The organism is Bradyrhizobium sp. S3.7.6, from assembly GCF_054061875.1.
In genome coordinates this window covers 616,471-641,462 of sequence record NZ_JBSSEQ010000004.1, presented here as the reverse complement: position 1 = coordinate 641,462, position 24,992 = coordinate 616,471, and the positions used below count along the sequence as shown (strand labels likewise).

The following is a 24,992-nucleotide window of genomic DNA, read 5'->3' as shown; positions in this document are numbered from 1 at the left end:
CGTCGATCGCAATTGCCGGCCGTTAATGCTGGGTTGGTGGTTGGAATGGCCCCCGTTGGCGCATAGGCAACGAACGTCAGATGCGCTGGTTCCGCGCTCAGCGTACCATGACACCTCCCGGGCGGCCGGGCTCTTATGGTGCCAGACCACTAGGGACGTAGTGCGCCTTCGCCTTGGAGGGGCATGCGGAAGGTGAACCTAGTCTCCGCTTCGGACGAGGCGACGTCGATCGAACCGCCGTGAGCCTTGGCAATCTCGGCAGCGATGTACAGCCCGAGTCCCAGGCCTTGAGATGGCCCGTGAGCCTTTCCCCGGTAGAACGGCTGAAACAGGCGTTTGCGGGCCTCCTCGGGAATGGCAGCGCCTGCGTTGGCCACCGAGAGTTCGAACATGTCTGTCTTGGCGCTCGCTTCGACCCGCACGGGCTCGTCCGGCGCGCCGTGGCTGATCGCATTGCCGAGCAGGTTCGAGAACAACTGGGCGACGCGGGCGGGATCGCAGAACACCGGGGTCTCGACCTCGAAATTGCTCTCAATGCTGCGATCCGGATGGGCTGCAGCCAGTTCCGCCACGACCTGATCGAGAACGGGCTCGATAGCGGTGATGGCCTTCGACAGCGAGATGCCTCCGCCAAGCCGACCTCGAGCCAGATCCATGACGCTTTCGATCATCTTGGCCATGCGGGCCACGCTGCTCTGCATCATGGCCTCGAGCCGCAGCGCGTCCTCCGGCGTCTTGGCCTTCAGCATCAGCCGCGCGCTGGCCGCGATCGATGCGAGCGGATTGCGCAGGTCATGGCCGAGGACGGCGATGAACTGCTCCCGCAGTTCGGCATTTTCGCGCTCCTGTCGCAGGCGCTCCTCTAGAGCGGTCTTGAGCTCGTCGCTTTCCTTGCGGGCGTCGATCAGCCCTCGCTCATAGCGGCGCCTGTCTGTGGCCCGCATGATCGTCAGGCGCGTGAACAGGAGCGCATCAGCGTCGGTCCGCCGCTCACGCGCGTTGGCGATCGCCGGCAGCCGCGTTCCGGTTTTGGTCAGGAGATCGAGCGCGAACTCGTCGAAGAAGCCCTGCATACGCAGCAGCGGTGCGACATGGGTCTCAAGGAATATGCGCCCCGCCATGTTGAGCAGATCGCTAAGCCGCATCCCGGGAAGGTCATCGGGCTGGTACCCCATCCAGCCCGCAAGGGTCCGATTGGCCCGATCGATACGACCGTCCGGACGAACGGACAGGTAGCCGCAGGGTGCGTTTTCGTAGAGGTCTTCGAAATCGCTGTCGGCAGGATGATTGTTGTTCACTCAGACGAAATCTCGAATTGCGGCGACGACTTCGTCCGGCGCGCTCAGGTTGGGACAATGGCCGGTTGCTTTCAGGACCACCATTTTGCTGTTCGGGATATTGCGCTGGACGAACGCACCTACCTGTTGCCCGGCGATGATGTCTTCGCTGCACTGGAGGATCAGCGTGCGAGCGTTGACCTTGGCCAGGTCCGCGCGGTTGTCGGACAGGAACGTGACCCGGGCGAACTCCTTGGCGATCGCGGGATCCGTACGGCAGAAGCTGTTGGTGAGCTCCTCGCCGAGTTCGGGACGATCCGGATTGCCCATGATGGCAGGCGCCATCTGCGCCGACCAGCCCATGTGGTTCTCTTCCAAGAAGGAAAGAAGCTCCTCGATCTGTTGAGCGCTGAAGCCGCCGACATAGTCACCATCGTCGATGTAGCGCGCCGAAGGCCCCACAAGGATGAGGCTTTCGAAGAGTGTCGGATCCTTGATCGCGGCAAGCACTCCAATCATCGCACTGACGGAATGCCCCACGAATACGGCATCCTTCAGGCGCAGTGAGCGGCCAATCTCGACAACATCGTCGGCGTAGCCGGATAATTTGGAATACTTCTGGCGATCGTAAGCGGCGAGGTCCGAGCGGCCCGCTCCGACGTGGTCGAACAGCACCGTGCTGAAATCGCGCTCGAAAGCCGGTGCCACGAAGCGCCACATATTCTGGTCGCATCCAAAGCCGTGGGCGAACATCATGGCCCGCTCACCCCGACCCCGGACCTGCACGTTGTTGCGGAATTCGACGGACACTTCGACCACCCTTTGCGCGTGAAGCACGGCTTGTTGTTTTGCAGGCAGCCTACGTCCAAATAGCCGCCGGCGCATTCGTTTTCTAGGACGGGAATGACCCTGAACGGGTGAGGAGACCGGATATCGCCTCCACCAATTGCGCGGGGGCAAAGGGCTTGGCCAAGAGGACACTTTGCGGCACGCCGTCAGCCGCCCAGCGATGCGCGCTATCGCCGGAGACGTAGAGGATCACGCAGCCTGGATCGTTCTGCCGCGCGAGACGGGCGAGCTCCCATCCGTCCATCCTGGCGCGGCCCAGATTGATGTCGGTCACGAGCGCCCGCGGCAAAGGGGGCATGCTGAGCAGATTGGTTGCCTCCTCGCCGGAAGCGGCGCTTACGACGCCGTAACCCGCTTCGACCAAGGTCTCTTCCAGCATCTCACGAAGGAGATCTTCATCCTCGACCAGAAGGATTGTCGGTCTTTCTGCGGGGGCTTGGGAATTGCTCAGGTGCATCTCGCATCTCTCATTAAAACGGGCACCCGCAGGCCTAGGAGCAAACGTGCCACGCGCTCCAACGTAGCAAAGGGCGAAGTGTTCACTTTTTCAGCCATCCGCGCCCGAGCGACGAGTCCTTGCAGGAGAATTGCCGGTGTGGGCTCGATAACCACAGCCTGTGGTCAGGCCGATTTCCGCTGCTTGGAGGTCGCGGGCTTCTTTGCCGCTGCTTCCTTCGCCGGTTTTTTGCCGGCGATCGGCATCAGCATTTCCTTCTGTCCGGCCCCCGCCTTCCGCGGCTTCTTGGCCGCCTTGCCCACTTTCGCCGGCGCCGCTTCTTGGTCGACGCTCCGACGCAGCGCCTCCATCAGATTGACGACGTTGGTCGCGGCCGGCTTGTCCTTCGGCGTGATCGGCTTGCCGGCCCGCTTCTGGTTGATGAGTTCGATCAGCGCGCTTTCATAGTGGTCCTCGAACTTCTCCGGCTCGAAGCTGCCCGCCTTCTGGTTCACGATGTGCCTGGCGAGGTCCAGCATATCCTTGGTCACTTTGACGTCCTGGATCTCGTCGAAGTATTCCTGCTCGCTGCGAACTTCGTACGGGTATCGCAGCAGCGTGCCGACTAGGCCCTTGTCCATCGGCTCGAGCGCGATGATGTGTTCGCGGTTGGTCAGCACCACCCGCCCGATAGCGACCTTGTTCATCTCGCGGATGGTCTCGCGGATGACCGCGAAGGCGTCGTGGCCGACTTTACCGTCGGGGCGGATGTAGTATGGGCGGTCAGATAACGCGGGTCGATATCGGACTTGTCGACGAACTCGTCGATCTCGATGGTGCGCGTGGATTCCAACGCGATCTCCTCGAGCTCCTCCTTGGACACCTCGATGTACTGGCCCTTCTCGAGCTCGTAACCCTTGACGATGTCTTCGTTCGGCACCTCGTCGCCGGTATCGGCGTCGACCTTGAGATACTTGATGCGGTGTCCGGTCTGCCGGTTGAGCTGGTTGAAGGAGATCTTCTCGCTTTCCGACGTCGCCGGGTACAGCGCGACCGGACAGATGACGAGGGACAGACGCAGGAAGCCTTTCCAGTTCGCTCGCGGGGCCATGGTTACGCAACGCTCCAAGTACGGGACTTGGACTCAAGACGAACGGGCACGGCCGGTTCCGACATGCCCGTTCGCATCCCCAAGATTCGCCCGGAGCCTCCCTGTTGCGCCACGGGAGGGGGAGGGTCTCTTGACTCTTGAGAACAGACAGGGAACATAATAGGATGAACGCTACCTTCGATCAGGCCGGTCCGGCCCCGACGACCTTGAGGCCGCCACCGACCAGGCGATCGCGGCGTGCGGCGGCCACGCCCGGGAGACCGTGAAGGTCCTGCTGATCGCGAACGAGTTTCTGGAGGAGCAGCTGGACCAGCTCCGCTCGACGGTGTCGACCCGGCTACGCCCGGGGACGGCTTCCCAGGGCCCGCGAACGCAAAGACGAGCCAGATGTCTGATGTGACCTACTATGTCGCTCTACCTTTCGTTTTCTCCGACGACGGCGTGGCCGCAGGCGAGGCGGCGGAATGCCTGAGCGCCAACGCCGCGGTCATGCGGGCCGAAGCGCTCTCCCGCAAGCCGGGTTACGCCGGCGCCATCGCTTTCTCCCGGACAGGAGATCCGTCGAGCGGCGACTTCAGCGACGCCAAGCTGATCCGGAAGTTCGGCGACGTGCCGGACGACCTCAGTACCCTATGAAACTCCACCGATCCGGAACGAGATCGCCGGATGCGGGCGAGATCCGCGCCCAAGAGCGCGAAATCCGGACGCTGCAGCGGGAGCGTCGCGACGGCGCCGGCCGGGTTCCTGCTCGAGACGAGCCAGGCCCCGAGTTTTGCCATGAGCTGGGCGGTCTCCGGAGCAGACCCCGGCCGGTTGACCAGGACCCTGCTTCCTACCCGTTTCGTTGCGCGGTCCAATATCCCGAGCAGCGCGCGCCTGCTGCGTGGCCACTCCAGCTCCCACGACCCGCGTCTCGCCTCAGCCTCCCGAACCCTGCTGCGTATTTGTCGTGGACCGTAACCGAGGCGTGAACCGCGCCCGAACGTCCGACGTGCCCGGCAAACTTAACCAGATTGGGATGCGTGACGAAGCCGTCGTTTATGTTCACGGTAAAGCTGTAGGTCGGATCACAGCTGCCGCGCTGCGTGACGAAAAGGAGATTCCAGGATCCATCGTAAAAGGTTCGGGCCTCGGCGGCCGTCGCCATGGTAAGGCACGCACAGCCGACGACGCTCGCGATTAGTCGCTTGTTCATGATCTTCTCTCCAGATGTTTGTTGATGTTGGGTACGAGGGGTCGCAGCTGGAGCACCGCCGCTTGATCTAGCGCAGGTGTTCGCGAGCAATTTTTTTGCGGTCCGCTTCTCAGTCACTCGGCTATGCGGCCGTCCAGCCGCCGTCGACGGAAAGGTTGGCGCCGGTGATCTGGGCGGCGTCCTGGCTGCACAGGAACAGCGCCAGCGAAGCTACCTGTTCCACGGTGACGAATTCCTTGGTGGGCTGGGCCGCGAGCAGGACCTCGCTGATAACCTCATCCCTCCTCATGTTGCGCGTCACCATCGTGTTCGGGATCTGCTTCTCCACCAGCGGCGTCCAGACGTATCCGGGGCTGATGCAGTTGCAGGTGATCTTGGACCGAGCGAGCTCCAGCGCCACCGTCTTGGTGAGTCCGACGATGCCGTGCTTGGCGGCGACGTAGGCCGACTTGAAGGGCGAAGCGACGATCGAATGCGCCGAGGCCGTGGTGATGATCCGGCCCCAGCCGCGCTTCTTCATGCCGGGCACGGCTGCACGGATGGCGTGGAAGGCGGACGACAGGTTGATCCCGATGATCGCATTCCACTTGTCGACCGGAAACTCCTCGACAGGGGCGACGTGCTGGACGCCGGCATTGTTCACGAGGACATCGACGCTGCCGAAGGTGCTTTCCGCCAGCGCGATGAGCTCGGCGATCTGGTCCGGGCTGTCCATGTCCGCAGCCGAATAGACCGCCTTGACGCCAAATTCCCTCTCGATCGCGGAGCGCTCGTTCTCGACATCGGCCCGCGCCCCCATTCCATTGAGCACGACGTTGGCCCCGGCGCCCGCGAAAGCACGAGCATACGCGAGACCGATGCCGCTGGTGGACCCGGTCACGACTGCGACTTTACCTTTCAGAATACTCATTTGGCCTTTCCTTGTTTGATGTGTGAGGGTGCGGCTCGCCGCCGCGGTGTTTCCGGACCTACGCAGCCCGTCGAGCACTTAGGTCAGGTAACCAGAGCTCTCTCGTAGCTCCCGACCGGACGTCGGACCGGCTGCTGCAGATAATCGTGAACGACCTTGCCCAATCCCAGCGTAAGGTCTGCGCGGATGTGAACCGCGGACACGATCTCGAGCACCGGCAAATCGGACACCGGAGCGAGGGCATGGGGCGTCAAGGAGAGAGCGGCGGGTCCGGTCCACGCGCCTTTCAAGACAAGCTGCTCGAGGTGATATTCGACGAGTTCGCAGATCCGCGGGCTGCCGTCGACGTGCGGAATGATCTTGAGCAGGAAGTTCGGCTCCTGCAGCGCGGCCTTCACCTGCGCCACGTCGGCTTCGCGGTGCTTGTATCCCATCGTGCCGGTCGCTACCCGCAGCGGACCGTAATCCAGCGTACCGATCAGCGTATCGAGCTCGGTCCGCAACGTCGGCTGGCCAAGCTTTTTCGGAAAGCCCCAGAGCTCCCGGCCGCCCGCGATCGGTCCCTCATCGTTCAGGAACATGCAGTGGGTGTAGGCGCCCTTGCGACCGCGGAACGACACGGGGATGACTTGGCCGCTCTCCGCATAGTCGCCGAAACCGTTGGAATCCGGCATGCGGATGAATTCGTACTTGACCAGCGCTTCGCGCTCGTCGAGTTCGAGCGGAGCCGGGACGACCGATCGCAGCTTCGCCGGATCGGTCCGATAGGTGATGATCAGGTATTCGCGGTCGACGAAACGATACGGTCCCGGCGGATAGGCCGGATTCGTCAGCGGCATGGCGAACGCACGCCTCACGACTTCACTCTCGCGCATTTGAATTCTCCTGTGACTGGGAAGAGCCGGCCGGCCTATTCGCGACCGTCGTGCTCAAGATCGAACGTGGCGACGCCGTCCGCAGTCGTCGGGCGGGCCAGCACCTCGGGATGCCGAAGGGTGCGCAAGGCATCGTGATAGCCGGCGCGCCAATGGTCCTGCATGGACAGACGGGAAAACTCGTAGTCCTTCGAGTGGCCTTCGTAGTCCCGCGCGCGATAGATCAGGTGGACCAGGCTGTGCACGTTGTTAGAGGCAGCAGTCCTGAGCAGCTTGACGTCTTCCTGCTCGCGCAGGTCTTTCGGCAGCCTGCTCAAAAGAGCCGCCAGGTCTCGCTGCAACCGGTGCAGGCTCTTGAACTGGTCCGTGCTCGCCCGCGTGCGACTGGAGTATTGGATTTCCTTCTGACGAGTGATCACTTCCGCCATGTTGCCCGGGATCTGGCCGCGCGCGCTCCAGAGGTCGACCTGAAACACAAGCGTGTCCTGACGGGCGCCGCACTCGATCACCCACTGCAACGGAGTGTTGGATACGAGGCCGCCATCCCAATATTGTTCGCCATCGATTTCGACCGCTGGAAACCCCGGCGGCAGCGCTCCACTCGCCAGGATGTGCTCCGGCCGGATGGTATGGGTGGCAGTGTCGAAATAGACCATATTGCCGGTCCTCACGTTCACGGCCCCTGCGCTGAACCGCGTCACACCGGCGTTGATGCGATCGAAATCCACGAGACGCTCCAGCGTCGTCTTCAGCGCGCTGGTGTCGTAGATGCTGGTGGCGGCAAGCGTTCCACCCGCTTGCAGCCACGGCGCGAACGGCCGCGCGGAAAAGAATCCGTTCGCCCCGAACACCGCAGCAAAGCCCGCATTCACCTGATTGAGAAAATTGCGAGTGTGATCGCCGTTCATCAGATCGGTGAACGGCGCGTCCAGCGTCACCTGCGTCCAAAACTCGCGGAGCCGATCGACCCGGACGTTCGGCGGATTGCCGGCGATGATCGCGGCATTGATCGCCCCGATCGAAATGCCCGCGATCCAGTCGGGATGGATATCGGCTTCGGCCAAGGCCTCATAGACGCCTCCCTGGTAGGCCCCCAAGGCGCCGCCGCCCTGCAGCAGCAGGGCGATGCAATCGAACGGCAGACGCCGGTCGGCGGTCGCGAGATTTTGTCGAGGCTGAAAGTTCATGGTTCTTGCCCTTGATTTTCGGTTGTTCAAGCCGGCGGCTCGTTCCGCCGGCCGGCCCGCATAGCCAATCATTTAATGAACTATACGGTATAGTTTATTAAATGGTCAAGACACTCGCGTTCACATGCGCGTGCTGGAGCTGATGTGTGCCGGGTGCGGAGTCGTCAGCCACGCCGATCTGTTCGGCGGGCCGACGCGCCCCCAAAGGACGGACTTTCGTGGTCGTCAGTCGCAGACCAGAACGCGACGGTGGCGCGTATAGGTGTAGTAGCAGTCGCTGTCGGACGAGTAGCCGCGTCCGTACGCGTAACCCGCAGCGGCTCCCGCGTAAGCGCTCGCCGCATACGCACCGCGATAGCCGTACCGCGATCCATCGTAACGGCCATAGCCGCCGAAGCGGCCGTAGCCGGCCGATGCGGCACGGGTGGCGTTCGCCGGTCCGCCCCTTCCGACGCCGGCGAGATCGCCGCGCGGCGGAGGTCCGGCACCGAGACGAGGCGCCCCGCCGGCGAGGCCGGCACGCGGCGCAACGCCAGGTCCCATCGGAGGACGAGCCGCAAAGGCCGGAGGGCCCCCGGCTGCCAGCGGCGGCGGACCGCCGGCTGCAATCGGCGGAGGTCCCGCCATCGGGGGCGGCGGCGGAAATTGCGCGAACGCGGCGTGCGTCGACAGCGTCGCTGTTGCGAGCGTCGCGGTGAGCGACAGCATCAGTGTCTTTCGTTTCATGGTGTTCTCTCTCTCAGGACTGGGTTTCGAGGACCGGCGTCGGCTTGGACGCGGGAACGGGTGCCGGCGTCGGCGCCTCCGGACGGGGGGCGTCGTGCGCAGGCACGGCAGGCTCCTCAGCCGAAGTTTCGTGGTCGAGATCGGGCTGAATGCGGAACCAGGCCACGTACAGTGCCGGCAGGAACAACAGCGTCAGCAGCGTGCCGACGATGATGCCGCCCATCATCGCGTAGGCCATCGGGCCCCAGAAGATCTCGCGCGCGATCGGAATGAGGGCGAGACTTGCGGCGGCGGCCGTCAGCAGAATCGGCCGCATGCGATGCTCGGTCGCCTCCACCACGGCGTTCCAGGCCGGGCGTCCCTCCTTCCTGAGGTCCTCGATCTGGACGATCAAGATCACGGAGTTCCGGACCAGGATGCCGATCAGGGCCAGCACGCCGAGGATGGCGACGAAGCCGAGGGGCGCTCCGCTCGGCAACAGAGCCATGACGACGCCGATCACGGCGAGCGGCGCGACAGCGAACACCAGGAACAGGCGATGGAAGCTCTGCAGCTGGATCATCAGCACCGTCGCCATGACGAATAGCATGAGCGGAACGATGGCCACGATCGGCGCCTGGCTCTTGGCGCTCTCCTCCACCGAGCCGCCGATATTCACCGAGTATCCCGCCGGCAGCTCCTTCGTGAACTCCGCCACCTTCGGCGCGAGCTGATCGACCACGGTCTTGGGCTGCGCGGTGCCGACGATGCCCGCCTTCAAGGTGATGGTCGGGATCCGCGCGCGCCGCCAGATCGTCGGCTGCTCGAGCTCGTAACGCAGGTTGGCCACGGCGCCGAGGGGCACGGACTGACCGCCGACGCCCGTCAACTGCAGATCGCGCAGAGTATCGATGGACGCACGTTCCGCCGCGGTCGCCCGTCCCGTGACATTGACCAGGTAGATGCTGTCGCGCACCTGGGTGATCGGCGTGCCCTCGAGCACCGAATTCAGGGTGGTGGCGATGTCCTCGGAGGTCACGCCGAGTTGGCGCGCCTTGTCCTGGAGAACGTCGACCTTGACGACCCGCGCCGGCTCCATCCAGTCGAACACGACGTTGCCCAAATCGGGGCTGCTCCGGACGATCCCGGCAAGCTTCTGCGAAAGATCCCGCAGCTTGCCGATGTCGGGCCCGCTCAAGCGGTACTGCACGGGACGCCCCACCGGAGGACCGACCTCGAGCAGCTTGACGTAGGTGTCGGTGCCGGGGAACGTCTTCTTCAGGTACGCCTCGAACTGCGCCTTGACCTGGTCACGCGCCTTGATGCCGCCCTTGGTCACGACCACCATCTGGCCGAACCAGGTGTTCGCCGTCTGCACGTCGAAAGACAGGACGAAACGCGGCGAGCCGGTCCCGACATAGGTCGACCAGTGATCGACCGAATTGTTGTCCTGAAGCTGTTCGCGCTCGAACCGCGCCATCTGGACGTTGGTGTCGGCGATGGAGGCGTTCTGCGGCAAGTTCCAGTCGATCACGAGTTCGGCGCGGTCCGAGGACGGGAAGAACTGCTGCTGCACGAATTGAAGACCGAACAAGGCGACCAGGAAGGCTGCGGCAGTCACCGAGATGGTCGTCCAGCGATGATGCATGCAGAACAGAAGCAGACGCGCAAACATCTGCGCCACGCGGCCCTTCTCTCCATGATGGCCCTTCATTTTGGCGGGCAGGATCGTGACGCCGAGCAGCGGCGTGAACAGCACCGCGACGATCCAGGACACGATCAGGGAGACGGCGATCACCACGAAAAGCGTGAAGGTGAACTCACCGGCATTGCTGTTGTTGAGCCCGATCGGGATGAACCCGGCCACCGTGACCAGCGTGCCCGTCAGCATCGGAAACGCGGTCGACGTATAGACGTGGGTTGCGGCCTTCTCCAGGGGCTCGCCGATCTCTAGCCGCGCCACCATCATTTCGACGGCGATCATGGCGTCGTCGACCAGCAGGCCCAGAGCGATGATCAGCGCGCCAAGCGAAATTCGCTGAAGCGAAATCCCGGCATAGGCCATCACGACGAAGGTGATGGCGAGCACCAGCGGGATCGCGACGGCGACCACCAGGCCTGCGCGCAAGCCCAGACTGAGAAAGCTGATGCCGAGCACGATGATCACGGCCTCGAACAGCGCTTCCGTGAAGCCGGAGACGGCATGCTCGACGATGACGGGCTGATCGGCGACCTGGTGAACGCCGACGCCGATCGGCAGGTCGGCGATGACCTTCGTCATTTCCTCCTTCAAGCCCTCGCCGAAGTGAAGCAGGTTGGCGCCGGACTTCATGCCGATGGCAAGCGCGATCGCGGGCTCGCCGTTGTACCTGAACAACGTCTTGGCCGGATCCTCATAGCCGCGCGTGATGGTTGCGACGTCTGTCAGGGGAAAGAAGCGGTCGTTGATGCGGAGGTTGACCGCCTTCAGGCTTGCCTCCGAGGTGAACTGGCCGTTCACCCGCACGCTGATCCGCTCCGGCCCTTCCTGGAACACACCGGAGGGCGCGACCGCATTCTGCCCCTGCAGCGAGGTCATGATGGCGTGGACGTCGAGTCCGAGGGCCGCGATCTTCCGGGTCGAGAATTCGAGATAGATCACCTCGTCCTGCGCGCCGAGAATGTCGACTTTGCCGACGTCCGGCACGGTCAGCACCTTGGCGCGGATGTCTTCGACGTGATCGCGCAGCTGACGCTGGCTCAAGCCGTCGCTGGTGAACGCGTAGATGTTGCCGAACACGTCGCCGAAGCGGTCGTTGAAGCCCGGCCCGATCACCCCTTGCGGAAACTCGCCCTTGATGTCCGCGATCATGTTGCGGACCCGGATCCAGGTCGGTTTCACGTCGGCGGCCTTGGTGGTGTCACGCTGATAGACGAAGACGGTGGTCTGGCCCGCGACGGTGACGCTCTTGGTGTAGTCGAGCGATTCCAGCTCTTCGAGCTTCTTCTCGATCCTGTCGGTGACCTGCCGGGTCATTTCCGCGGGCGAGGCGCCCGGCCACTGCGCCTGGATCACCATGGTTTTGATGGTGAAGTCGGGATCTTCCTGCCGGCCCAGCTGAAGGTAGGCAAACAGTCCCGCCGCCATGAAGGCGATCATGAAATACCAGACGAGCGAACGATGACTGAGCGCCCAGTCGGAGAGGTTGAACGACTTCATGGCTTCTGATCCTGTTCGATGCGGACTTGTTGTCCTTGCTTGAGGCTGTGGATTCCGGCGGTGACGACGCGGGCGCCGGAGGCAAGACCGCCGATGACCCGGAGACCCGCGGGATCGGCAACGACATCGACCTTTTGCAGCGAGGCGGTGTTGGCGGTCTGATCGACGACCCAGACGAAATTTGCGCCCTCCTTGGCGAGCAGCGCCGAGGCAGGAACGTGCAGGGCCCGGGGTTGAGCCCTGTCGAGCCTGGCGGTCACGGTCGCGCCAAGCCGAAAGCTGTCGGGGGGACTGTCGAGGGCAATCCGGACGCGCCGCAATCGGGTGACCGCATCGGCTTGGGGCGCAATCTCCCGGACGGTCCCCTGCACCTGAACAGCGGGAAGAAGCTGCAGGGAGACCGTGAACGGCAGCCCGATCTCCAGCGGCGGCGGAAAGTCCTCGCCGATATCGACGACGGCTTCGCGAACGTCCGGCCGTGCGATCGTCACCACCGTTTGACCAGGGGACACCACCTGGCCGACTTCTGCGCCGATCGCTGTGACCACGCCGGCGAAGTCGGCCTTGATCTGCGAATAGCCGAGTTGCTCCATCGCCTTCGTCAGATTTGCCTGTTCGCGCGCTACCGTTGCTTCGCCGCCGGCGCGCGCCTGCTCGGCATTGTCCAGAGTCTGCTTCGTGGTGGCGTCGGTGGTGATGAGCGTCCGCTGCCGTTCTTCCGTCGCTCGAACCGTCGCGAACTGCGCCTCGGCCTTGGCAAGCTGTCCTTTGGCGGCGCGAACGGCGAGTTCGAGGGCCGTCGCGTCGATGGTGCCGATCGTCTGTCCCTCATTGACGAGATCACCGACGTAGACGGGACGGCTCGTCAGGCGTCCCAGCACGCGGAAGCCGAGATTGGTCTTGTAGCGCGGCTCGATGACGCCCACCGCGACCGTATCGGCGGAATGATCGGCTTCGAGAAGCATCGATTGGACGGGACGCGTGGGCTCGGGCGCCTTCGCTTCCTGCTGACATCCGGCAACGGCAAGCGCGCATGCCAGTGCGCCCGCCATAGTCACGGGGCTCGTCATGAGTGATCTCCTTCGTAAGTCACGGGCTGGCCAACGCTCAGGAGCTTGCCGCCGTCCACCACGACTCGCTCGCCCGGCTCGAGACCCGCCTTGATCAACACTTCGCCGGCCTCGTAGCCACCGACGATCACCGGCTTCAGGGAGGCGATCCGCGTCGCCGGATCGACGGTCCAGACCGCAGGCCTGGTGCCCGCCGCCATCAAGGCGCTCCATGGCAGGGCGACCTGCCGCTCGGCCTTTACCTTCACCGTTCCCGCGACGGCGCTTCCAAGCGTCATCGTGACGGGCGGAGCTTTGATCGCCACCTTCACCCGAATGGTCGAACTCCTCGGATCGACGGCCGGAGAGATCTCTCGAACCTCGCCGTTCGCGGTCACGCCCGAGTCGGCCACCAGCCTCAACGAAACGTCGCCGCCGTCGGCATTTCCAAGGAACATCGACTCGTAGACATCGAAGACCGCGTCCCGTTCGCCATCCTGCGCCAACGAAAAGACCGGCTGCGCCGCCTGGACGACTTGACCGGTCTCTAGGTTGCGGGCGGTGACGACGCCGTCTGCCTCGGCCCGCAGCGCGGTGTAGCCGAGGGCGTCCTTCGACGTTCCCAGCAACGCTCGCGCCGATTCAAGCGCGCCCTCCGCGGTTCGCAGTCCTTCCTGCGCCTGGTCGTAGGCAGTCCGTGTGGTGAAGCCGCTTGCGATCAGCGACTTCTGGCGCTCGAAAGTCGTCTTCGCCACACGCAGCTGGGCTTCGGCCGCCAGCACCGCGGCCGTCGCGGCGTCGACATCGGCCTCCTGCTCGGCGGGATCAAGGAGCGCCAGCACTTCGCCCGCCTCGACGTGGGTCCCGACTTCGACGAAGCGCGCGATCACACGCCCGCTGACACGGAACGACAGATCGGCGCGGAAGCGAGACTGGACTTCCCCGGTCAAGGTGAGGGAGGCTTGCCGATCCTTCGGCTGCACGATTTCCGTGCGCACGAAGGCGGGGCGTGCGGCGGGAGCGGCCGCGTGATCGTCGCAGCCCGCGAGCGCGGCTGCGGCGAGCGCGAGCGTCAGTCCGCCGATGGGCTTCATCGAGCGCTTCTCACGGACGAATTTCGGACAGGGACGTTTCATAGCGCGACCATGCGGTTGGGGGGTGAGAACAGCTGACCCAAGGGATCGGACGGTTTCGGATCCGGCTTGGCTGCAACGGGATGATTGGCCTGGTGCGAGACCGCGGCAGACGGGGTAAGAGACGCGGTGTCGGCCGCCTCGGCCTTGAGGGACCGCGTCAGCCTCATGCGGCGCGTCGCCATCCCCCAATTCGTCTGCCGCTCTCGCTCGGTCAGCGGAAACGAGAGAACGACCGACGTGAACTCGGTGCCGAAACCCTGCTCGATCCGGCCGCCCAGGCTCCTGGCCAGGTCGTTGTCGATCCGAACGCGCCGTCCGGCATCCGACCGCACGGAACGCGAGCCGTTGTCCAGCACGACGCAGTTCACCAATGCGCCGCGACGGGTCAGCTTGACCTTGATCTCACCGGCACGCGCATCGAAACAGGCGTGTTTGGCCGCCGTCGCGATCAGGTCATGGACGATCAGACCCAGCCGCCAGCACCGCTCCGACTGAAGGGGGACGCACTCGGTGTCGAAGATCAGCTGAATCCTCATGCCGTCCAGTCGGGACCGGCGCATCGCGCAGCCCAACTTATGGACGTGCGCTGCGGCATCGACGAGGGCTTCGCCCTGAGGCCGCGCGAGCATCAGATGCACTTCGGCATGTCCGTGCAGCAGGGAGGCCACATCGTTCAAGACGGCCTTCGCTTCGGCCCCTTCGGCCCGGACGATCGCAGCCGAGACCAGATCGAGCGCCGTCCGCGACCCTGTGATGCGACTCCCGCAACAGGACGCCTTCCGGCAGACGATGCGAATCTTGGCTCAAAACCAGCACTGCGTTCTCCTGAAGTGGGATCGGATGATCGGCCTCGGCGCGAAGGCTCTTGCGGCCCCGATCACCCGAAGGCGCTGCAAAGCGTTAATCAAACTATACCGTATATTTTCTTTTTCTTGCCTTTCAGTGCCGCCTATGTCAAGTGGCTTCTGCGTACGCACAGACTCGTGATTGGGAGACCGTCGATGACGAAGAAGACCACCCCGAAACGGGGCCGGCCGGCGAAGGAATTCGCCGGCGATGTCCAGGCCCGGATCCTCGATGCGGCACAGCAGCTTTTTCTCGACAAGGGCTACCGCAGCGCCAGCATCGACGACATTTCCGAACTGGCCCCTGCGAGCAAGCCGACGATCTACGCGCATTTCCAGGGCAAGGAGGCGCTGTTCGCGGCGGTGGTGGCCCGGACCATCAGCGGCCTGTCGGATTTCGAAGGCTTCGAGCCGGAGGGCCGCACCCTGCAGGACAAGCTCATGAGCCTGGGCACCGCGATCGTGGAGAAGGTCATCGAAGAATCTCTGGGGATGGTTCGCGCCACCATCGCGGAAGCGCAGCGTTTCCCGGAGTTGAGCCGCAACGTCCACGACGCCGCGCGGGATCGTTCCGTCGGCGCCATTTCTCAGCTGCTGAACGAGACGACCCAGAAGGTCGCACGCGCACCGAAAGGTCCCTTCACGGGCAAGCGCAGCATCGCCACCGCTCAGATCTTCCTGGATCTGATCCTGCTCCCGATGCTTTTCCGTTCACTGGTGGGAGAAACGCCGAAAGACTTGCGACGGGAGTTGCCGTCTTTCGTGCGGGAACGCGTCCGGTTTTTCCTCTCGGCGTGCGAGGCGGATTGGACGCCTTGAACCGCACCTTCGCCAGCCCCTAGGCGCGGCACGTCGCGCGGTAGTGCAGCGGCTGGCTGGCGACCTGCGCCGGCGCGGCGCTGCGGAGCGCGCCCGAGCAGAAGCTCATCATCTCGTCGAAGGCCGCCCTACCAGCCATCGTTCTCATGCGCGACGGATCGAGGTACGCACCCATTGCCTCACACGTGCAGCGAGCCAGCGCCGTCGGGCTCCCTGCCCGAAACTCGCCACTCGCCTGCCCGGCCGCGATGATCGACCGGACCAGGCCGCGGACCGTGTCGGCATGGGACAACACGACCGGCCAATCCGCTTGTCCTGCTGCAATCACCAGCTCGTGCAGCCTCGCATCGTGCGCCAGCCTATGTTCATGCCGCTGGCAGATCGCCCAAAAAGCGGCCTCCAGGCGCTCTTCGCCCGAGACACCGCTGCGGGCCTCGATTCCCGCATCGGCGCACATCTCGCCGAGGAGTCCTGCCACCACGGCCTCCTCTACCGCCTGGCGGGAAGGAAAGAACCGATAGATATTTGCCGGGGACATGGAGGCGCTGCGAGCGATGTCCGCAACGGTCGTCTTCCGATAGCCGATGGCCCGGTACAGTCGAATGGCGGCCTGCACGATTCTTTCGCGAGGGCACGGCGATCCGCCCGGGGATGCCTGGCTGTTGTTCATCTTCGGGCTCAATGCGGCGGAATTGCCTGCACCTCGCGCCGGCAAGCCTCGCCGAATTCACGCAGCGGATCCATCTCCTCGAGGAAGCCCGGCAGGTCGACAAACGAGGTGTTCGGTGCCAGGTAGGTCTCGATGATCAGCCGTCCCGCCCGCTCTGCGGCATGGACCACCTCGTCGTCGGACAGTATCCGCATGCGCCCGATCAGCGCATAGAGATTCACCAGTGCCGGAATCTCGGATTTGTCGCTGGTCAGCGCGTCCGCATACAGCCGGGACGCCTCCTCGATGAAGCATCGATACAGCTTTTCACGTTTGACGAACGCGTGAGCATGATGGCGTTCGCGGACCCTCCGACGGCGGGTCGCCCACCCCGTGACGATCGTGGAAATCGCTCCGAAGGCCGAGCCTCCGAACGCGGCGAAAGCGGGGAAATAGATCGTGTTCATGCGATCAGTCCTCATCTTTTGCGCCGCGATGCCGACGCGCTTCCATCGTTCTGATCGAGGCTGCAGCGGCGGCTGCCTGGTCGAAGACGGCCCCGCAAGCTTCGCTCAGGTCCGACCTTCTTTGCCGAAGACAGGCTTCCACACCGGTGGGGTCGGGAATGTAGCCGATGCACAGGCGAAACGCGTCAGGCGCGCAGGCGGCCCTCTGCTCGGCCGTGCCCCGGCCCTCCTGCGCGAACGCCGCACTGGCCACTGAAACTAACGTCACACCGACGAGCGCTACTCGCTTCCTAAACATATCCGACCCTTTCACCGGTTGATTCATTCGACGGCGCAGCGTCGCTCGGCCCGAAGCCCCGCGGCCGAGCAGCGCGAACACGCGCTTGTGAGTCTCTGCACTTGACACTTTCGCGACCTATGCGAAATATACGGTATAGTTTATTTAATGGTGGAACGATGTCAAGCCTGCTGTTGACGCTCGCAAGGGAAAATCCCTGGCCCGGAATCGCACTCGCATCTCTCAATTTCATGGTCGCCTTGTCGCTCGTGGGCATGAGCCTGCTGCTGACGGTGACCATCGCGGCACTCGCCTGGCTTCACGAGCTTGCCGACCGGGAGCCCGCGCCCCTGCGATGTGGCGAGCCGACCGGGCTCCGGATGCCTTCGACGACGCTCGGTTGCACCCCACGACAATCCTGGCGGTATTTCTGACATGCTCGACGTGATCGAGGTCTTCGACGTCATGCGCCTGGATCCGGCCACCGGCCATCCGGTGTGGACCGGTCTCACGGGCACGCGGACGGCCCTCAAGCGGGACGGGCACGAGATCTATCCGAAGGCCACGGCCTATTGCCCGATCGAATGGATCGACGAGCGCGGCTATCTCGATGCCCAGCTCGCGCGACGGCATCCGCGGCCCTGGGGGATCTGACAATGAGAAGGTCTCGCGCCGTGTCCAGGATCGGGCTGCCATGAGCAGGAAATCCATGCTGTCCCGGAGTGCGAGCGGCCTCGTCGAACCGGAGCTACCCCTGCGGGGCTATTTCCTCTGGGTCGGAGGCGCGCTGCTCTTGCTGCTTCTGGCAGCCGGTTGGGCGCTGCCTGCTCCTGCGCCGAGCCCACTTACGGACGCGCATTCTGCGCTGCCGCCGATGCGGATCCGCTCAGACACAAAGGGACCGGAGGCGGTCGTCATCGATACCAGCGGGCTTGAACAGCGCGCGAGACCCGCCGAGCATGATATGGCCGCCGAAGCTCCATCCCGGCTGTCCGAAGCTCACCTCGAAAGTGGTGACGAGACTCCGACGCAGCCGACTGATCTGCGCCTTCGGCAAAGCCTGGCTCAATCGGAGCCTGACGTTCACGACCACGCAGGCGAAACCGCCATCGCGGCGCGAGAGCGCAAACGCGATCGAGCCCATCCCGTAAAACGGCGGCACGCTCCGCATCCTGCTTTCGCAAACGGCGACGGCGCCTGCGGTTCCTCGATCCGCGAGCGCCGCGACTGCCGGTACGCGTGGGCGCCGAACTAATCCCCAGCCATGAATGATAACCATAGGACTTATTCGATGCCAAAAATACAGTTGCTTGCCCTCCTGTTTTGCTCCGCGGTCGTGACCGGGACGGGGGCGATGGCCGACATCACTCGGGCTCCTTCCGACGCGGCACGGCAAAGCGCCGCCGCGCAGGACGATGTCGATGAAGCCACCATGCGCCGTGTGCTCGAGCAGTTCCATGCCACCCGCGTGCCGCTGGATCAGGCGATGACGATCGCCGAGCGCCTGCACGACGGCTCAAGGACCGCTGACGTCAACTTCGAGATATCCGGTCCGGCCGTCTACCGCGTGCGCACGATCAAGAACGAGCATATCTACGAGAATGTGATAGATGCCAGCACCGGAAGCGTGTCGCAGCGCGAGGTTGCGTCGTCCTTGAAGGAGCTCGATCGAGAAGATCTCGCCAACGTCGTCGCCCTGAAATGGATCAAGCAGGAGCTGTCCGACGCGGTACGGGTCGCGGAGAAAGCGGCGGAGGGAAAAGCGCTCGCTGGCGGGCTGATGAAACAGGACGACAAACTCAATTTCGTTGTCGTCGTCGCCACCGGTGACCGTTTGAAGGAAGTCCTGCTCGAGCCGCCCAAGGTCGGGCGGCAGCCAACGCACCGCTAGGCCGCTGCACCGGTGGTATGCGATCGTCGACGGCGCGCCTGTGCCGTTCGCCAATCCCCGTCGGCCGGAGCCGAGCTCATCCGCGTGTTCGAAGACGTGCCGGACGATCTGAGTGCGCTCAGAGCGCGAGGCCTACGGAGGAACCCGGTACGACCTACTTGCCGCTGAGGGATAGGCTCATGCGGGTGACGACGTCGTCCCAGGCATGCTCTTCCTCGGCGGGATAGTTGATCAACACGCAATGGACCAGCCGCCCGGAGAAGTTGCAGCGGTCGTAGAAAACCTTGTCCCCCTTGTAGCTGGAAACCGCGAAGAAGCGCGACGTCACGCGCTTGTACTGGATGCGGGAAGGTGGGTGCTTCTTGGCGAGAAAAGCGGCTGGTGAATCGTTCTCGAGGTTGGGCGCAGCCTGGATCGTGAGGTCGGCGCGGCCGTCTGCGGTTCGGAAGCGTTGGCCGTACCCGTCGGGTCGGCCGGCTTCTTCCGTGAAGATCGAGACAGGGAAATCTACCGCGGTGCCGGTCTGCGGAATGGTATACTTGGTCCATCTCACCGGTTGCGCCGAGACCGTCGATGTCGAGGCAGCGAGTGCCAAGGCAAGAGCCGCCATCGTTGCTTTCATTGCATTTCCCTCCGGGTCGCGTTCCGACCCCGTCCTATCCTTCCTTCAGCGCCGATTTGACCTCACCTATCGGCCAGCTTTTGCCCTCCGCGATCACCCGGACCTTTGCGTCTCCGCCGACCAGCATGTGAGAACCGAGATCATCATCAGTTTCCGTTTCGGGCTTCCAGTTCAGCGTCAGATCAAGATCGCCAGGGAACACCTGCCAGCGCGAGCCATCGTCGAGCTCTACGAGGTGGCTCTCGGAGTGCGATCTGATCCTCATCGCGCAGTCCGGGTGCCAGCGCGTTACTTCTGCCCCGATGGCGCTTGAGCGTTCGAGTTGTTCGGATTCTGCTTGTTCGCTTCGTGATGTCCGACCGCGCATCCCGCAGCAGCGCCGAGCTTGCCGTGGCCTGCCATGTGGCCGGCGACACCGCCGACGATGGCGCCCTTGATGCATCCTTTGGCTTCCGCCGGGGACGCCAAGGCGAGCACGGACAGACAGGTGATGGCCAAGATCGCTTTCATGGTCGTTCTCCGAGTTTAGACGCTTCGGGGATTCAAGTCGCATGGAGCATTGCCGTTCCGCTCGAGCGCGTGGTGCTCAAGCGAGACATGGTTCGCAGGAGGGAACACCGCGGATGTCTCTCGTCGCCGCAGCGCGGTCGCTCTGGACCGCCGATCGCTCGCTTGTTCCGGCGGACCTCGTCACGCCGTCCGGAGGACGGGCAGGCTTCTTGACTCCAGGAGCGCGGGCTACTCAACTCTCGGCAGTGATGATGAGGGGGTACGTCATGGAGCAGGAGTTCTATCTAGGTCTCGCGCAGCGGATCCGGGTCATCGCCGAAAAGGCCGATCCGTTCACCCGGCGTCGTCTGCTGGATCTCGCCAAGCGGTACGACGCCAAGGGTGGCCCCGCGCGCTCCGGAGCAACCGAACGACGGTTGCCCCTCCCGCGCACCACGCCACCGGCTTCGGTCTTCTCCGGACCGGGCGAGGTCTGACGCCCACGTCGGTCGTTTTTCAACCGTGCCGCAGCGCGCCACCGGTCGATCCTCGTCGGCTTCAAGAAACGCGCGAGAGCTGACGGACGCCCCTGAGAACGGACGTTACATGCCCAGCCGCTGGTTCTGGCCTCACCGGCGAGGATTTGACGCCGTAGACGCGAACGGCGGAGCAGTTTGTCCTAGCCGCCCAAGCTCGGCTCTTTAGGCGCGCTGTGTTCAAGTCCAGAGGGTGAGACTGCGAACTGAGCCGTTCGGCCGCCGCGGCTGCCAAGCGCGCAACACGCCCCAACCGCGTCAACATGCCCGAAAAGCCCGTGAATTGCCTGTTTTTCGGATACCTCCCGACCGGCGCGCCCGGTATCGTGGGCATCACGGCCAATCGGTAGGGACACCACGAGAAGAGATGTTTCAAGACGCTTCGGATCTGGCCGCGATGGCCGAGACCTTGAGCCAGTCGACGGACTACCGCGTGCTGCGGCGCCTCGTGCCGCGGCCGTCGTCCATCCCGGCCCGAGGACAGGAAACCCGGACCGGCATCCTGCTGGACACCGAGACGACCGGCCTCGATCACGCCAGGGACGAAATCATCGAGCTCGGGATGGTCAAATTCGACTACTCGGCTGATGGTCGGATCGTCAGCCTCCGCGACACATTCTCCGCCTTCAACGAGCCGTCCGCGCCGATCCCGCCCGAGGTGACGGCGCTCACCGGCATTACCGACGACATGGTCGCCGGCCACAAGATCGAGGAGGCCGCGGTGAACGCCTTCGTCGACGGCGCGGTGATCTCCATCGCGCACAACGCGGGCTTCGATCGCAAATTCGCCGAGCGGTACTGGCCGGTCTTCGAAGACATGGCCTGGGGTTGCAGCGCGACCGAGGTAGATTGGCGGAAGCACGGATTCGCAGGCGCGCAACTCGCGTACCTTCTGAACGGCGCCGGATTTTTCCACCAGGCCCACCGGGCGGTCGACGATTGCCACGCCCTGCTGGAGATCTTGGACTTCACGCTTCCTGCGACGGGAGCGCCGGCGCTCGCCGTCCTGCTCGAGACAGCACGAAAAACGACGACGCGTATCTGGGCCGAGCAGTCGCCGTTCGAGCTCAAGGATTCGCTGAAGAATCGGGGTACCGGTGGAACGACGGCAGCGACGGTCGGCCGAAGTCCTGGCACATAGACGTCTGCGAGACCGCTCTCGATGACGAGCTGACGTTCCTGCGGACCGAGATCTACCTGCGGAACGTCGAGCCCCGGCTGCAGACCTTGACCGCCTTCTCGCGCTTCTCGTGCAGGGTCTGATGGCCTAGCCGCCCCCACCTGGTTAGGAGGGCGAACCTGCCTCAGCGGCCGAGGCGCTTCTCGACGCTCTTGCGGGAGTTGCCGACTTTCTTCAAGGCCTTCTTGACGGCGGCGGCCGAGCGGCCGGTCTTCTTCGCCTCATAGCCGACTTCGTACTTCTGCCCGCCGGCCACACGAGCGCGTCGCGCACAAGAACATCTGGGTCGAGCCGAAGCTGCTTGCCGAGGTGGAGTACCGGGCCAAGTCGGCCGAGGGAAAGGTGCGGCACCCGTTCTTGAAGGGACTTCGAGAAATCGCGATGACGTGCGCCGACACCTCCACGGCTCCCGCACCCGATGCTCCCGATTTATTCCCACTTGGAACAATTGAAGCGAATGGGCCGACTGTTTGCAGCCATTCGATCATAATGTACGTCGGGAGGAGGAGCCCGCGAGCGACGCCTGCTGCAAGGGGTTTTCCGAAAAATGTCACGGGTAGCGGACAGCAGGTTCATGCGAGGGCGCGATGGTAAGCTTTGAATTGAACGGACGTGCCGTAAGCGTGGACGTCGATGGCGCAACGCCGCTTCTCTGGGTGTTGCGGGACGAACTCGGTCTTACAGGTACGAAGTTCGGATGCGGGGTCGCGCAGTGCGGCGCCTGCACTGTTCACGTGAACGGACAAGCGACCCGGTGCTGCGTTCTTCCGATTGATTCGATCGCGGACGCGAAGATCACGACCATCGAGGGCATATCGACCCACAGCGATCATGCGGTGCAGACGGCATGGGTCGAAGCCCAGGTACCGCAATGCGGCTATTGCCAGTCGGGGATGATCATGGCGACGGCGGCGTTGCTCGCCGAGAACCCGTCGCCGAGCGACGAGGATATCGATACGGCAATAACCAACATCTGCCGATGCGGGACATATCCGCGTATCCGGGCGGCCATTCATGCGGCCAGCAAGACGATGAAGGTCGGAGCCACGAAATGAGCTTCATCTCGAGCAGCCGCAGATCCTTTCTTAAGGCGTCCGCCGCCGTCATCGCCTCGAACGCCTTTGTTCTGCCGTTCGCCCACGCCGCGGGCGGGCCTGCGAGTGCCAATTCTTTCGAACAAGGATACCTGCGCATCGACCAGGCCGGTACGATCACCGTGGTCTCTCCGGTTGCGGAAGTGGGGCAGGGAACGACGACGACCCTCGCCATGATCCTGGGCGATGCGCTTGACGCCGATTGGTCCACGATCGAGTTCGAACTAGCGGGCGTCGGTCCGCAATTCGTCAAGCCCACATACGGAATGCAACTGACGGGGGCCAGCACTGGGGTAAGCGGCTTCCACGACACGTTTCGTAGGTCCGGCGCTACCGCACGCGCGATGCTCATGGGAGCCGCAGCGAAGCGCTGGTCCGTCACTCCAGACGAATGCGAAACGGCTGCAGGCCGCGTCGTGCTCAAATCCGGCGGAAAGAGCCTGTCCTACGGAGAACTCGCCGCGGCAGCTTCGACGCTGGCCGTGCCGTCGCCGGAGAGCGTCGAGGGCGCGGCCAGCCGGTTCGTCGGCAAGCGCGTGGCCCGCCTCGACATCCCCTCCAAAGTGAACGGATCGGCCAAGTACGCCATCGACGTGCGCATGCCGGACCTCCTGTACGCGACCGCCGTGATGGCGCCGGTCTTCGGGGCGAAGCCCGCCAAATACGATCGTGCAAAGGTCATGGGTCGCAACGGCGTGCATTCGGTGTTGGAGCTTCAGGATGGCGTCGCCATCGTCGCCAACCGCTGGTGGACGGCCCATTCGGCCGTCGACGATTTGAATGTCGAATGGACGGCGACTGGCAACGATAAGACCTCCGACGAGACGATCAGCGCGCAGCTTTGGCGGGACCTCAAGGAGCAGAAGCCTTTCCTCGCCAACAAGGCAGGAAAGCCGGACGAAATCTTCACCGGCGCCAAGAGCGTCATGACGCGGGGCTACGAAGTGCCGTTCCTGGCGCATACGACCATGGAGCCGATGGCGTGCGTAGCCAAGGTCGATGCCTCTTCCTGCGAAGTATGGTTCGCTTCGCAACGGCCGGACCACGCGCGCGAGGTCGCCGCGAAATACCTGGGGCTTCCGGAGACCGCGGTGACCGTCCATCCGACGCTGGGGGGCGGCGGCTTCGGCCGACGTCAGGAGTCCGACGTCGTCCTTCAGGCCGTCACGATCGCGAAGTCGGTACCCGGACGGCCGGTCAAGCTTCTTTGGCCGCGCGAGGAGGATGTGCAGCACGACTTCTACCGGCCTGCCGGCGTGTCCGAGCTATCCGCGGTGATCTCCGGGGGCAGGTCGAAGCCTTGCGGCATCGCCAGGCGAGCCCTTCCGTATTGCCTCGCGCGTTCCCCGCGGTCTTCTCTCTCGTCCCATACGACCTGTCCGTCGCCGACGGCGTCTACCCGATCTATGGCTTTCCGAACCAGGATGCCACATGGGTCCGGAGCGACACGCACGTGCCGGCGGGGATGTGGCGGACGGTCGGTGCGTCGCAAAACATATTCGCCATCGAAAGCTTCATCGACGAACTCGCCGCGGAAACCGGGCAGGATGCATTCGCCTTCCGCAGGGAACATCTGAAGCACGACGCGCGCGCCCTCGCGGCGTTCGACCGGCTCGGCGAGCTGTGCGATTGGCCTTCGGTGTCGAGCAAGGGCCGGGCGGTTGGACTTGCGATCAGTCACAAGAACGACGACTGCCTGGTCGCCCAGGCGGCCGAGATCTCGATGGACAAGGGCAAGCTTCGAGTCCGGAAGATCTGGTCGGTTGCTGACTCCGGGAAGGTGTTCGCTCCGGATATCGCCCGCGGCCAGATCGAGGGTGCAGCCATCTGGGCGCTCACTGCGGCGCTCTACGGCAAGATCACCATTGCCGACGGACGCGTTCAGGAAAGCAACTTCGACGGCTACCAGATGGTCCGTCTCGACGAGACGCCGGAATTCGTGACCGAGTTCATCGAAAGCGGGGCGAAGGTCGAGGGCATGGGTGAGGGCGGCGGCCCCGGAGTGGCTCCCGCGGTATGCAACGCCTTGTTCAAACTCACCGGCAAGCGGATACGGAGGCTGCCGATCATGTCGCAGCTCGGCTGACCCGCGCTAAACCGGATGGGCATGATCCATTCGATGCCACGGAAACCCAGATCGAGACAACGCGAAGGTGTCGGCATTCCACGGCGTGCGCACAGTTCTTCTCAAGTG

General features: G+C 64.0%; 28 protein-coding genes and 3 pseudogenes. 11 read left to right on the top strand and 20 right to left on the bottom strand.

The features are described 5' to 3' along the window. Positions 1–149: 149 nt before the first annotated feature. From ACVJ5M_RS48890 to ku, 4 genes and pseudogenes are all read right to left on the bottom strand, one after another. Positions 150–1,298, bottom strand: coding sequence for a PAS domain-containing sensor histidine kinase (locus ACVJ5M_RS48890; RefSeq protein ID WP_354100342.1), 1,149 nt, complete (start codon positions 1,296–1,298; stop codon positions 150–152). Beyond that, the gene (locus tag ACVJ5M_RS48885; RefSeq protein ID WP_162479159.1) at positions 1,299–2,087 is read right to left on the bottom strand and encodes an alpha/beta fold hydrolase; all 789 of its coding nucleotides are present in this window, start codon (positions 2,085–2,087) and stop codon (positions 1,299–1,301) included. It abuts the gene before it with no gap. Between the two features lie 82 nt (positions 2,088–2,169). Beyond that, positions 2,170–2,583, bottom strand: a complete 414-nt coding sequence (locus ACVJ5M_RS48880) for a response regulator (RefSeq protein ID WP_162479031.1) — start codon at positions 2,581–2,583, stop codon at positions 2,170–2,172. Positions 2,584–2,747: 164 nt separating this feature from the next. Next, positions 2,748–3,673 (bottom strand): annotated as a pseudogene (gene ku / locus ACVJ5M_RS48875) (non-homologous end joining protein Ku). 387 nt (positions 3,674–4,060) lie between these two features. On the opposite strand from ku, the gene ACVJ5M_RS48870 reads away from it, so the two are divergent. Further along, the gene (locus tag ACVJ5M_RS48870; protein ID WP_354098432.1) at positions 4,061–4,309 is read left to right on the top strand and encodes a hypothetical protein; all 249 of its coding nucleotides are present in this window, start codon (positions 4,061–4,063) and stop codon (positions 4,307–4,309) included. A 680-nt stretch (positions 4,310–4,989) separates the two neighbouring features. Here ACVJ5M_RS48870 and ACVJ5M_RS48865 read toward each other — a convergent pair. The 8 genes from ACVJ5M_RS48865 to ACVJ5M_RS48830 form a co-directional block, all read right to left on the bottom strand. After that, positions 4,990–5,778 carry a 3-hydroxybutyrate dehydrogenase gene (locus tag ACVJ5M_RS48865; RefSeq protein ID WP_231145663.1) on the bottom strand — a complete coding sequence of 263 codons (789 nt, stop codon included), beginning with the start codon at positions 5,776–5,778 and terminating at the stop codon, positions 4,990–4,992. 83 nt (positions 5,779–5,861) lie between these two features. Continuing rightward, positions 5,862–6,653 carry an acetoacetate decarboxylase gene (locus ACVJ5M_RS48860; RefSeq protein ID WP_231145664.1) on the bottom strand — a complete coding sequence of 264 codons (792 nt, stop codon included), beginning with the start codon at positions 6,651–6,653 and terminating at the stop codon, positions 5,862–5,864. Between the two features lie 35 nt (positions 6,654–6,688). Beyond that, positions 6,689–7,840 (bottom strand): DUF3734 domain-containing protein, encoded by a 1,152-nt coding sequence (locus ACVJ5M_RS48855; RefSeq protein WP_162479036.1) that lies wholly within the window; start codon positions 7,838–7,840, stop codon positions 6,689–6,691. 225 nt (positions 7,841–8,065) lie between these two features. Further along, positions 8,066–8,566: a hypothetical protein gene (locus ACVJ5M_RS48850; protein WP_162479037.1), complete on the bottom strand. Its 501-nt coding sequence runs from the start codon at positions 8,564–8,566 to the stop codon at positions 8,066–8,068. Positions 8,567–8,579: 13 nt separating this feature from the next. Next, positions 8,580–11,744 carry an efflux RND transporter permease subunit gene (locus tag ACVJ5M_RS48845; protein WP_354100343.1) on the bottom strand — a complete coding sequence of 1,055 codons (3,165 nt, stop codon included), beginning with the start codon at positions 11,742–11,744 and terminating at the stop codon, positions 8,580–8,582. Further along, the gene (locus tag ACVJ5M_RS48840; RefSeq protein WP_231145666.1) at positions 11,741–12,814 is read right to left on the bottom strand and encodes an efflux RND transporter periplasmic adaptor subunit; all 1,074 of its coding nucleotides are present in this window, start codon (positions 12,812–12,814) and stop codon (positions 11,741–11,743) included. Before ACVJ5M_RS48840 ends, ACVJ5M_RS48845 begins: the two co-directional genes overlap by 4 nt. Then, positions 12,811–13,887, bottom strand: a complete 1,077-nt coding sequence (locus ACVJ5M_RS48835) for an efflux RND transporter periplasmic adaptor subunit (RefSeq protein WP_354098436.1) — start codon at positions 13,885–13,887, stop codon at positions 12,811–12,813. The genes ACVJ5M_RS48840 and ACVJ5M_RS48835 overlap by 4 nt, the downstream gene beginning before the upstream one ends. 38 nt (positions 13,888–13,925) lie before the next feature. Next, positions 13,926–14,606 (bottom strand): sensor histidine kinase, encoded by a 681-nt coding sequence (locus ACVJ5M_RS48830; protein WP_456679812.1) that lies wholly within the window; start codon positions 14,604–14,606, stop codon positions 13,926–13,928. A gap of 324 nt (positions 14,607–14,930) precedes the next feature. On the opposite strand from ACVJ5M_RS48830, the gene ACVJ5M_RS48825 reads away from it, so the two are divergent. Next, the gene (locus ACVJ5M_RS48825) at positions 14,931–15,593 is read left to right on the top strand and encodes a TetR/AcrR family transcriptional regulator (protein WP_162479041.1); all 663 of its coding nucleotides are present in this window, start codon (positions 14,931–14,933) and stop codon (positions 15,591–15,593) included. Between the two features lie 19 nt (positions 15,594–15,612). Here the strand turns inward: ACVJ5M_RS48825 and ACVJ5M_RS48820 are convergent, their stop codons facing one another. From ACVJ5M_RS48820 to ACVJ5M_RS48810, 3 genes are read right to left on the bottom strand one after another with little or no spacing between them, the layout of a single operon-like run. Further along, a complete protein-coding gene (locus ACVJ5M_RS48820) occupies positions 15,613–16,263 on the bottom strand; it encodes a TetR/AcrR family transcriptional regulator (RefSeq protein WP_162479042.1) in 651 nt (216 codons plus the stop codon). 8 nt (positions 16,264–16,271) lie between these two features. Then, positions 16,272–16,709, bottom strand: a complete 438-nt coding sequence (locus ACVJ5M_RS48815) for a hypothetical protein (RefSeq protein ID WP_245289054.1) — start codon at positions 16,707–16,709, stop codon at positions 16,272–16,274. A 4-nt stretch (positions 16,710–16,713) separates the two neighbouring features. Then, on the bottom strand, positions 16,714–17,088 hold the full coding sequence (locus ACVJ5M_RS48810; RefSeq protein ID WP_354100344.1) for a hypothetical protein: 375 nt from the start codon (positions 17,086–17,088) through the stop codon (positions 16,714–16,716). 77 nt (positions 17,089–17,165) lie between these two features. Here ACVJ5M_RS48810 and ACVJ5M_RS48805 point away from each other — a divergent pair, with 77 nt between their 5' ends. Both ACVJ5M_RS48805 and ACVJ5M_RS48800 read left to right on the top strand, forming a co-directional pair. Beyond that, positions 17,166–17,420, top strand: coding sequence for a hypothetical protein (locus ACVJ5M_RS48805; RefSeq protein WP_162479044.1), 255 nt, complete (start codon positions 17,166–17,168; stop codon positions 17,418–17,420). Position 17,421: 1 nt separating this feature from the next. Then, positions 17,422–17,640 (top strand): hypothetical protein, encoded by a 219-nt coding sequence (locus ACVJ5M_RS48800; protein WP_162479045.1) that lies wholly within the window; start codon positions 17,422–17,424, stop codon positions 17,638–17,640. A gap of 232 nt (positions 17,641–17,872) precedes the next feature. Here the strand turns inward: ACVJ5M_RS48800 and ACVJ5M_RS48795 are convergent, their stop codons facing one another. After that, positions 17,873–18,148, bottom strand: a complete 276-nt coding sequence (locus ACVJ5M_RS48795; protein WP_162479046.1) for a hypothetical protein — start codon at positions 18,146–18,148, stop codon at positions 17,873–17,875. A 192-nt stretch (positions 18,149–18,340) separates the two neighbouring features. Here ACVJ5M_RS48795 and ACVJ5M_RS48790 point away from each other — a divergent pair, with 192 nt between their 5' ends. Next, positions 18,341–18,877: a PepSY domain-containing protein gene (locus ACVJ5M_RS48790; protein ID WP_354100346.1), complete on the top strand. Its 537-nt coding sequence runs from the start codon at positions 18,341–18,343 to the stop codon at positions 18,875–18,877. 154 nt (positions 18,878–19,031) lie between these two features. Here the strand turns inward: ACVJ5M_RS48790 and ACVJ5M_RS48785 are convergent, their stop codons facing one another. From ACVJ5M_RS48785 to ACVJ5M_RS48775, 3 genes are read right to left on the bottom strand one after another with little or no spacing between them, the layout of a single operon-like run. Further along, on the bottom strand, positions 19,032–19,499 hold the full coding sequence (locus ACVJ5M_RS48785) for a hypothetical protein (RefSeq protein ID WP_162479047.1): 468 nt from the start codon (positions 19,497–19,499) through the stop codon (positions 19,032–19,034). A 34-nt stretch (positions 19,500–19,533) separates the two neighbouring features. Then, a complete protein-coding gene (locus ACVJ5M_RS48780) occupies positions 19,534–19,764 on the bottom strand; it encodes a hypothetical protein (RefSeq protein ID WP_162479048.1) in 231 nt (76 codons plus the stop codon). 23 nt (positions 19,765–19,787) lie between these two features. Next, positions 19,788–20,009 carry a hypothetical protein gene (locus tag ACVJ5M_RS48775; protein ID WP_162479049.1) on the bottom strand — a complete coding sequence of 74 codons (222 nt, stop codon included), beginning with the start codon at positions 20,007–20,009 and terminating at the stop codon, positions 19,788–19,790. Between the two features lie 266 nt (positions 20,010–20,275). On the opposite strand from ACVJ5M_RS48775, the gene ACVJ5M_RS48770 reads away from it, so the two are divergent. Together ACVJ5M_RS48770 and ACVJ5M_RS48765 are read left to right on the top strand one after the other, a co-directional pair. Further along, positions 20,276–20,485: a hypothetical protein gene (locus ACVJ5M_RS48770; protein ID WP_162479050.1), complete on the top strand. Its 210-nt coding sequence runs from the start codon at positions 20,276–20,278 to the stop codon at positions 20,483–20,485. A gap of 406 nt (positions 20,486–20,891) precedes the next feature. Beyond that, a pseudogene (locus ACVJ5M_RS48765) lies at positions 20,892–21,787 on the top strand (3'-5' exonuclease). 41 nt (positions 21,788–21,828) lie between these two features. Here ACVJ5M_RS48765 and ACVJ5M_RS48760 read toward each other — a convergent pair. Further along, the gene (locus ACVJ5M_RS48760; RefSeq protein WP_162479052.1) at positions 21,829–21,960 is read right to left on the bottom strand and encodes a DUF3606 domain-containing protein; all 132 of its coding nucleotides are present in this window, start codon (positions 21,958–21,960) and stop codon (positions 21,829–21,831) included. A 2-nt stretch (positions 21,961–21,962) separates the two neighbouring features. Here ACVJ5M_RS48760 and ACVJ5M_RS48755 point away from each other — a divergent pair. From ACVJ5M_RS48755 to ACVJ5M_RS48740, 4 genes and pseudogenes are all read left to right on the top strand, one after another. Beyond that, positions 21,963–22,079 (top strand): annotated as a pseudogene (locus tag ACVJ5M_RS48755) (ATP dependent DNA ligase); the annotation flags it as partial. Between the two features lie 212 nt (positions 22,080–22,291). Beyond that, complete coding sequence (locus ACVJ5M_RS48750; RefSeq protein ID WP_085350938.1) at positions 22,292–22,759, top strand: (2Fe-2S)-binding protein; 468 nt, start codon at positions 22,292–22,294, stop codon at positions 22,757–22,759. Beyond that, a complete protein-coding gene (locus ACVJ5M_RS48745; RefSeq protein ID WP_456679823.1) occupies positions 22,684–24,375 on the top strand; it encodes a molybdopterin cofactor-binding domain-containing protein in 1,692 nt (563 codons plus the stop codon). Before ACVJ5M_RS48750 ends, ACVJ5M_RS48745 begins: the two co-directional genes overlap by 76 nt. 62 nt (positions 24,376–24,437) lie before the next feature. After that, positions 24,438–24,884, top strand: coding sequence for a molybdopterin cofactor-binding domain-containing protein (locus ACVJ5M_RS48740; RefSeq protein ID WP_354100347.1), 447 nt, complete (start codon positions 24,438–24,440; stop codon positions 24,882–24,884). The last annotated feature ends 108 nt before the right edge of the window (positions 24,885–24,992 follow it).

Coding starts and splice junctions, on each gene's coding strand:
- ACVJ5M_RS48880 (WP_162479031.1), bottom strand. CDS start 2,583: ATGCACCTGAGCAATTCCCAAGCCCCCGCAGAAAGACCGACAATCCTT.
- ACVJ5M_RS48870 (WP_354098432.1), top strand. CDS start 4,061: ATGTCTGATGTGACCTACTATGTCGCTCTACCTTTCGTTTTCTCCGAC.
- ACVJ5M_RS48865 (WP_231145663.1), bottom strand. CDS start 5,778: ATGAGTATTCTGAAAGGTAAAGTCGCAGTCGTGACCGGGTCCACCAGC.
- ACVJ5M_RS48860 (WP_231145664.1), bottom strand. CDS start 6,653: ATGCGCGAGAGTGAAGTCGTGAGGCGTGCGTTCGCCATGCCGCTGACG.
- ACVJ5M_RS48855 (WP_162479036.1), bottom strand. CDS start 7,840: ATGAACTTTCAGCCTCGACAAAATCTCGCGACCGCCGACCGGCGTCTG.
- ACVJ5M_RS48850 (WP_162479037.1), bottom strand. CDS start 8,566: ATGAAACGAAAGACACTGATGCTGTCGCTCACCGCGACGCTCGCAACA.
- ACVJ5M_RS48845 (WP_354100343.1), bottom strand. CDS start 11,744: ATGAAGTCGTTCAACCTCTCCGACTGGGCGCTCAGTCATCGTTCGCTC.
- ACVJ5M_RS48840 (WP_231145666.1), bottom strand. CDS start 12,814: ATGACGAGCCCCGTGACTATGGCGGGCGCACTGGCATGCGCGCTTGCC.
- ACVJ5M_RS48835 (WP_354098436.1), bottom strand. CDS start 13,887: ATGAAGCCCATCGGCGGACTGACGCTCGCGCTCGCCGCAGCCGCGCTC.
- ACVJ5M_RS48825 (WP_162479041.1), top strand. CDS start 14,931: ATGACGAAGAAGACCACCCCGAAACGGGGCCGGCCGGCGAAGGAATTC.
- ACVJ5M_RS48820 (WP_162479042.1), bottom strand. CDS start 16,263: ATGAACAACAGCCAGGCATCCCCGGGCGGATCGCCGTGCCCTCGCGAA.
- ACVJ5M_RS48815 (WP_245289054.1), bottom strand. CDS start 16,709: ATGAACACGATCTATTTCCCCGCTTTCGCCGCGTTCGGAGGCTCGGCC.
- ACVJ5M_RS48805 (WP_162479044.1), top strand. CDS start 17,166: ATGTCAAGCCTGCTGTTGACGCTCGCAAGGGAAAATCCCTGGCCCGGA.
- ACVJ5M_RS48800 (WP_162479045.1), top strand. CDS start 17,422: ATGCTCGACGTGATCGAGGTCTTCGACGTCATGCGCCTGGATCCGGCC.
- ACVJ5M_RS48790 (WP_354100346.1), top strand. CDS start 18,341: ATGGCCGACATCACTCGGGCTCCTTCCGACGCGGCACGGCAAAGCGCC.
- ACVJ5M_RS48785 (WP_162479047.1), bottom strand. CDS start 19,499: ATGAAAGCAACGATGGCGGCTCTTGCCTTGGCACTCGCTGCCTCGACA.
- ACVJ5M_RS48780 (WP_162479048.1), bottom strand. CDS start 19,764: ATGAGGATCAGATCGCACTCCGAGAGCCACCTCGTAGAGCTCGACGAT.
- ACVJ5M_RS48775 (WP_162479049.1), bottom strand. CDS start 20,009: ATGAAAGCGATCTTGGCCATCACCTGTCTGTCCGTGCTCGCCTTGGCG.
- ACVJ5M_RS48770 (WP_162479050.1), top strand. CDS start 20,276: ATGGAGCAGGAGTTCTATCTAGGTCTCGCGCAGCGGATCCGGGTCATC.
- ACVJ5M_RS48750 (WP_085350938.1), top strand. CDS start 22,292: ATGGTAAGCTTTGAATTGAACGGACGTGCCGTAAGCGTGGACGTCGAT.
- ACVJ5M_RS48745 (WP_456679823.1), top strand. CDS start 22,684: ATGCGGGACATATCCGCGTATCCGGGCGGCCATTCATGCGGCCAGCAA.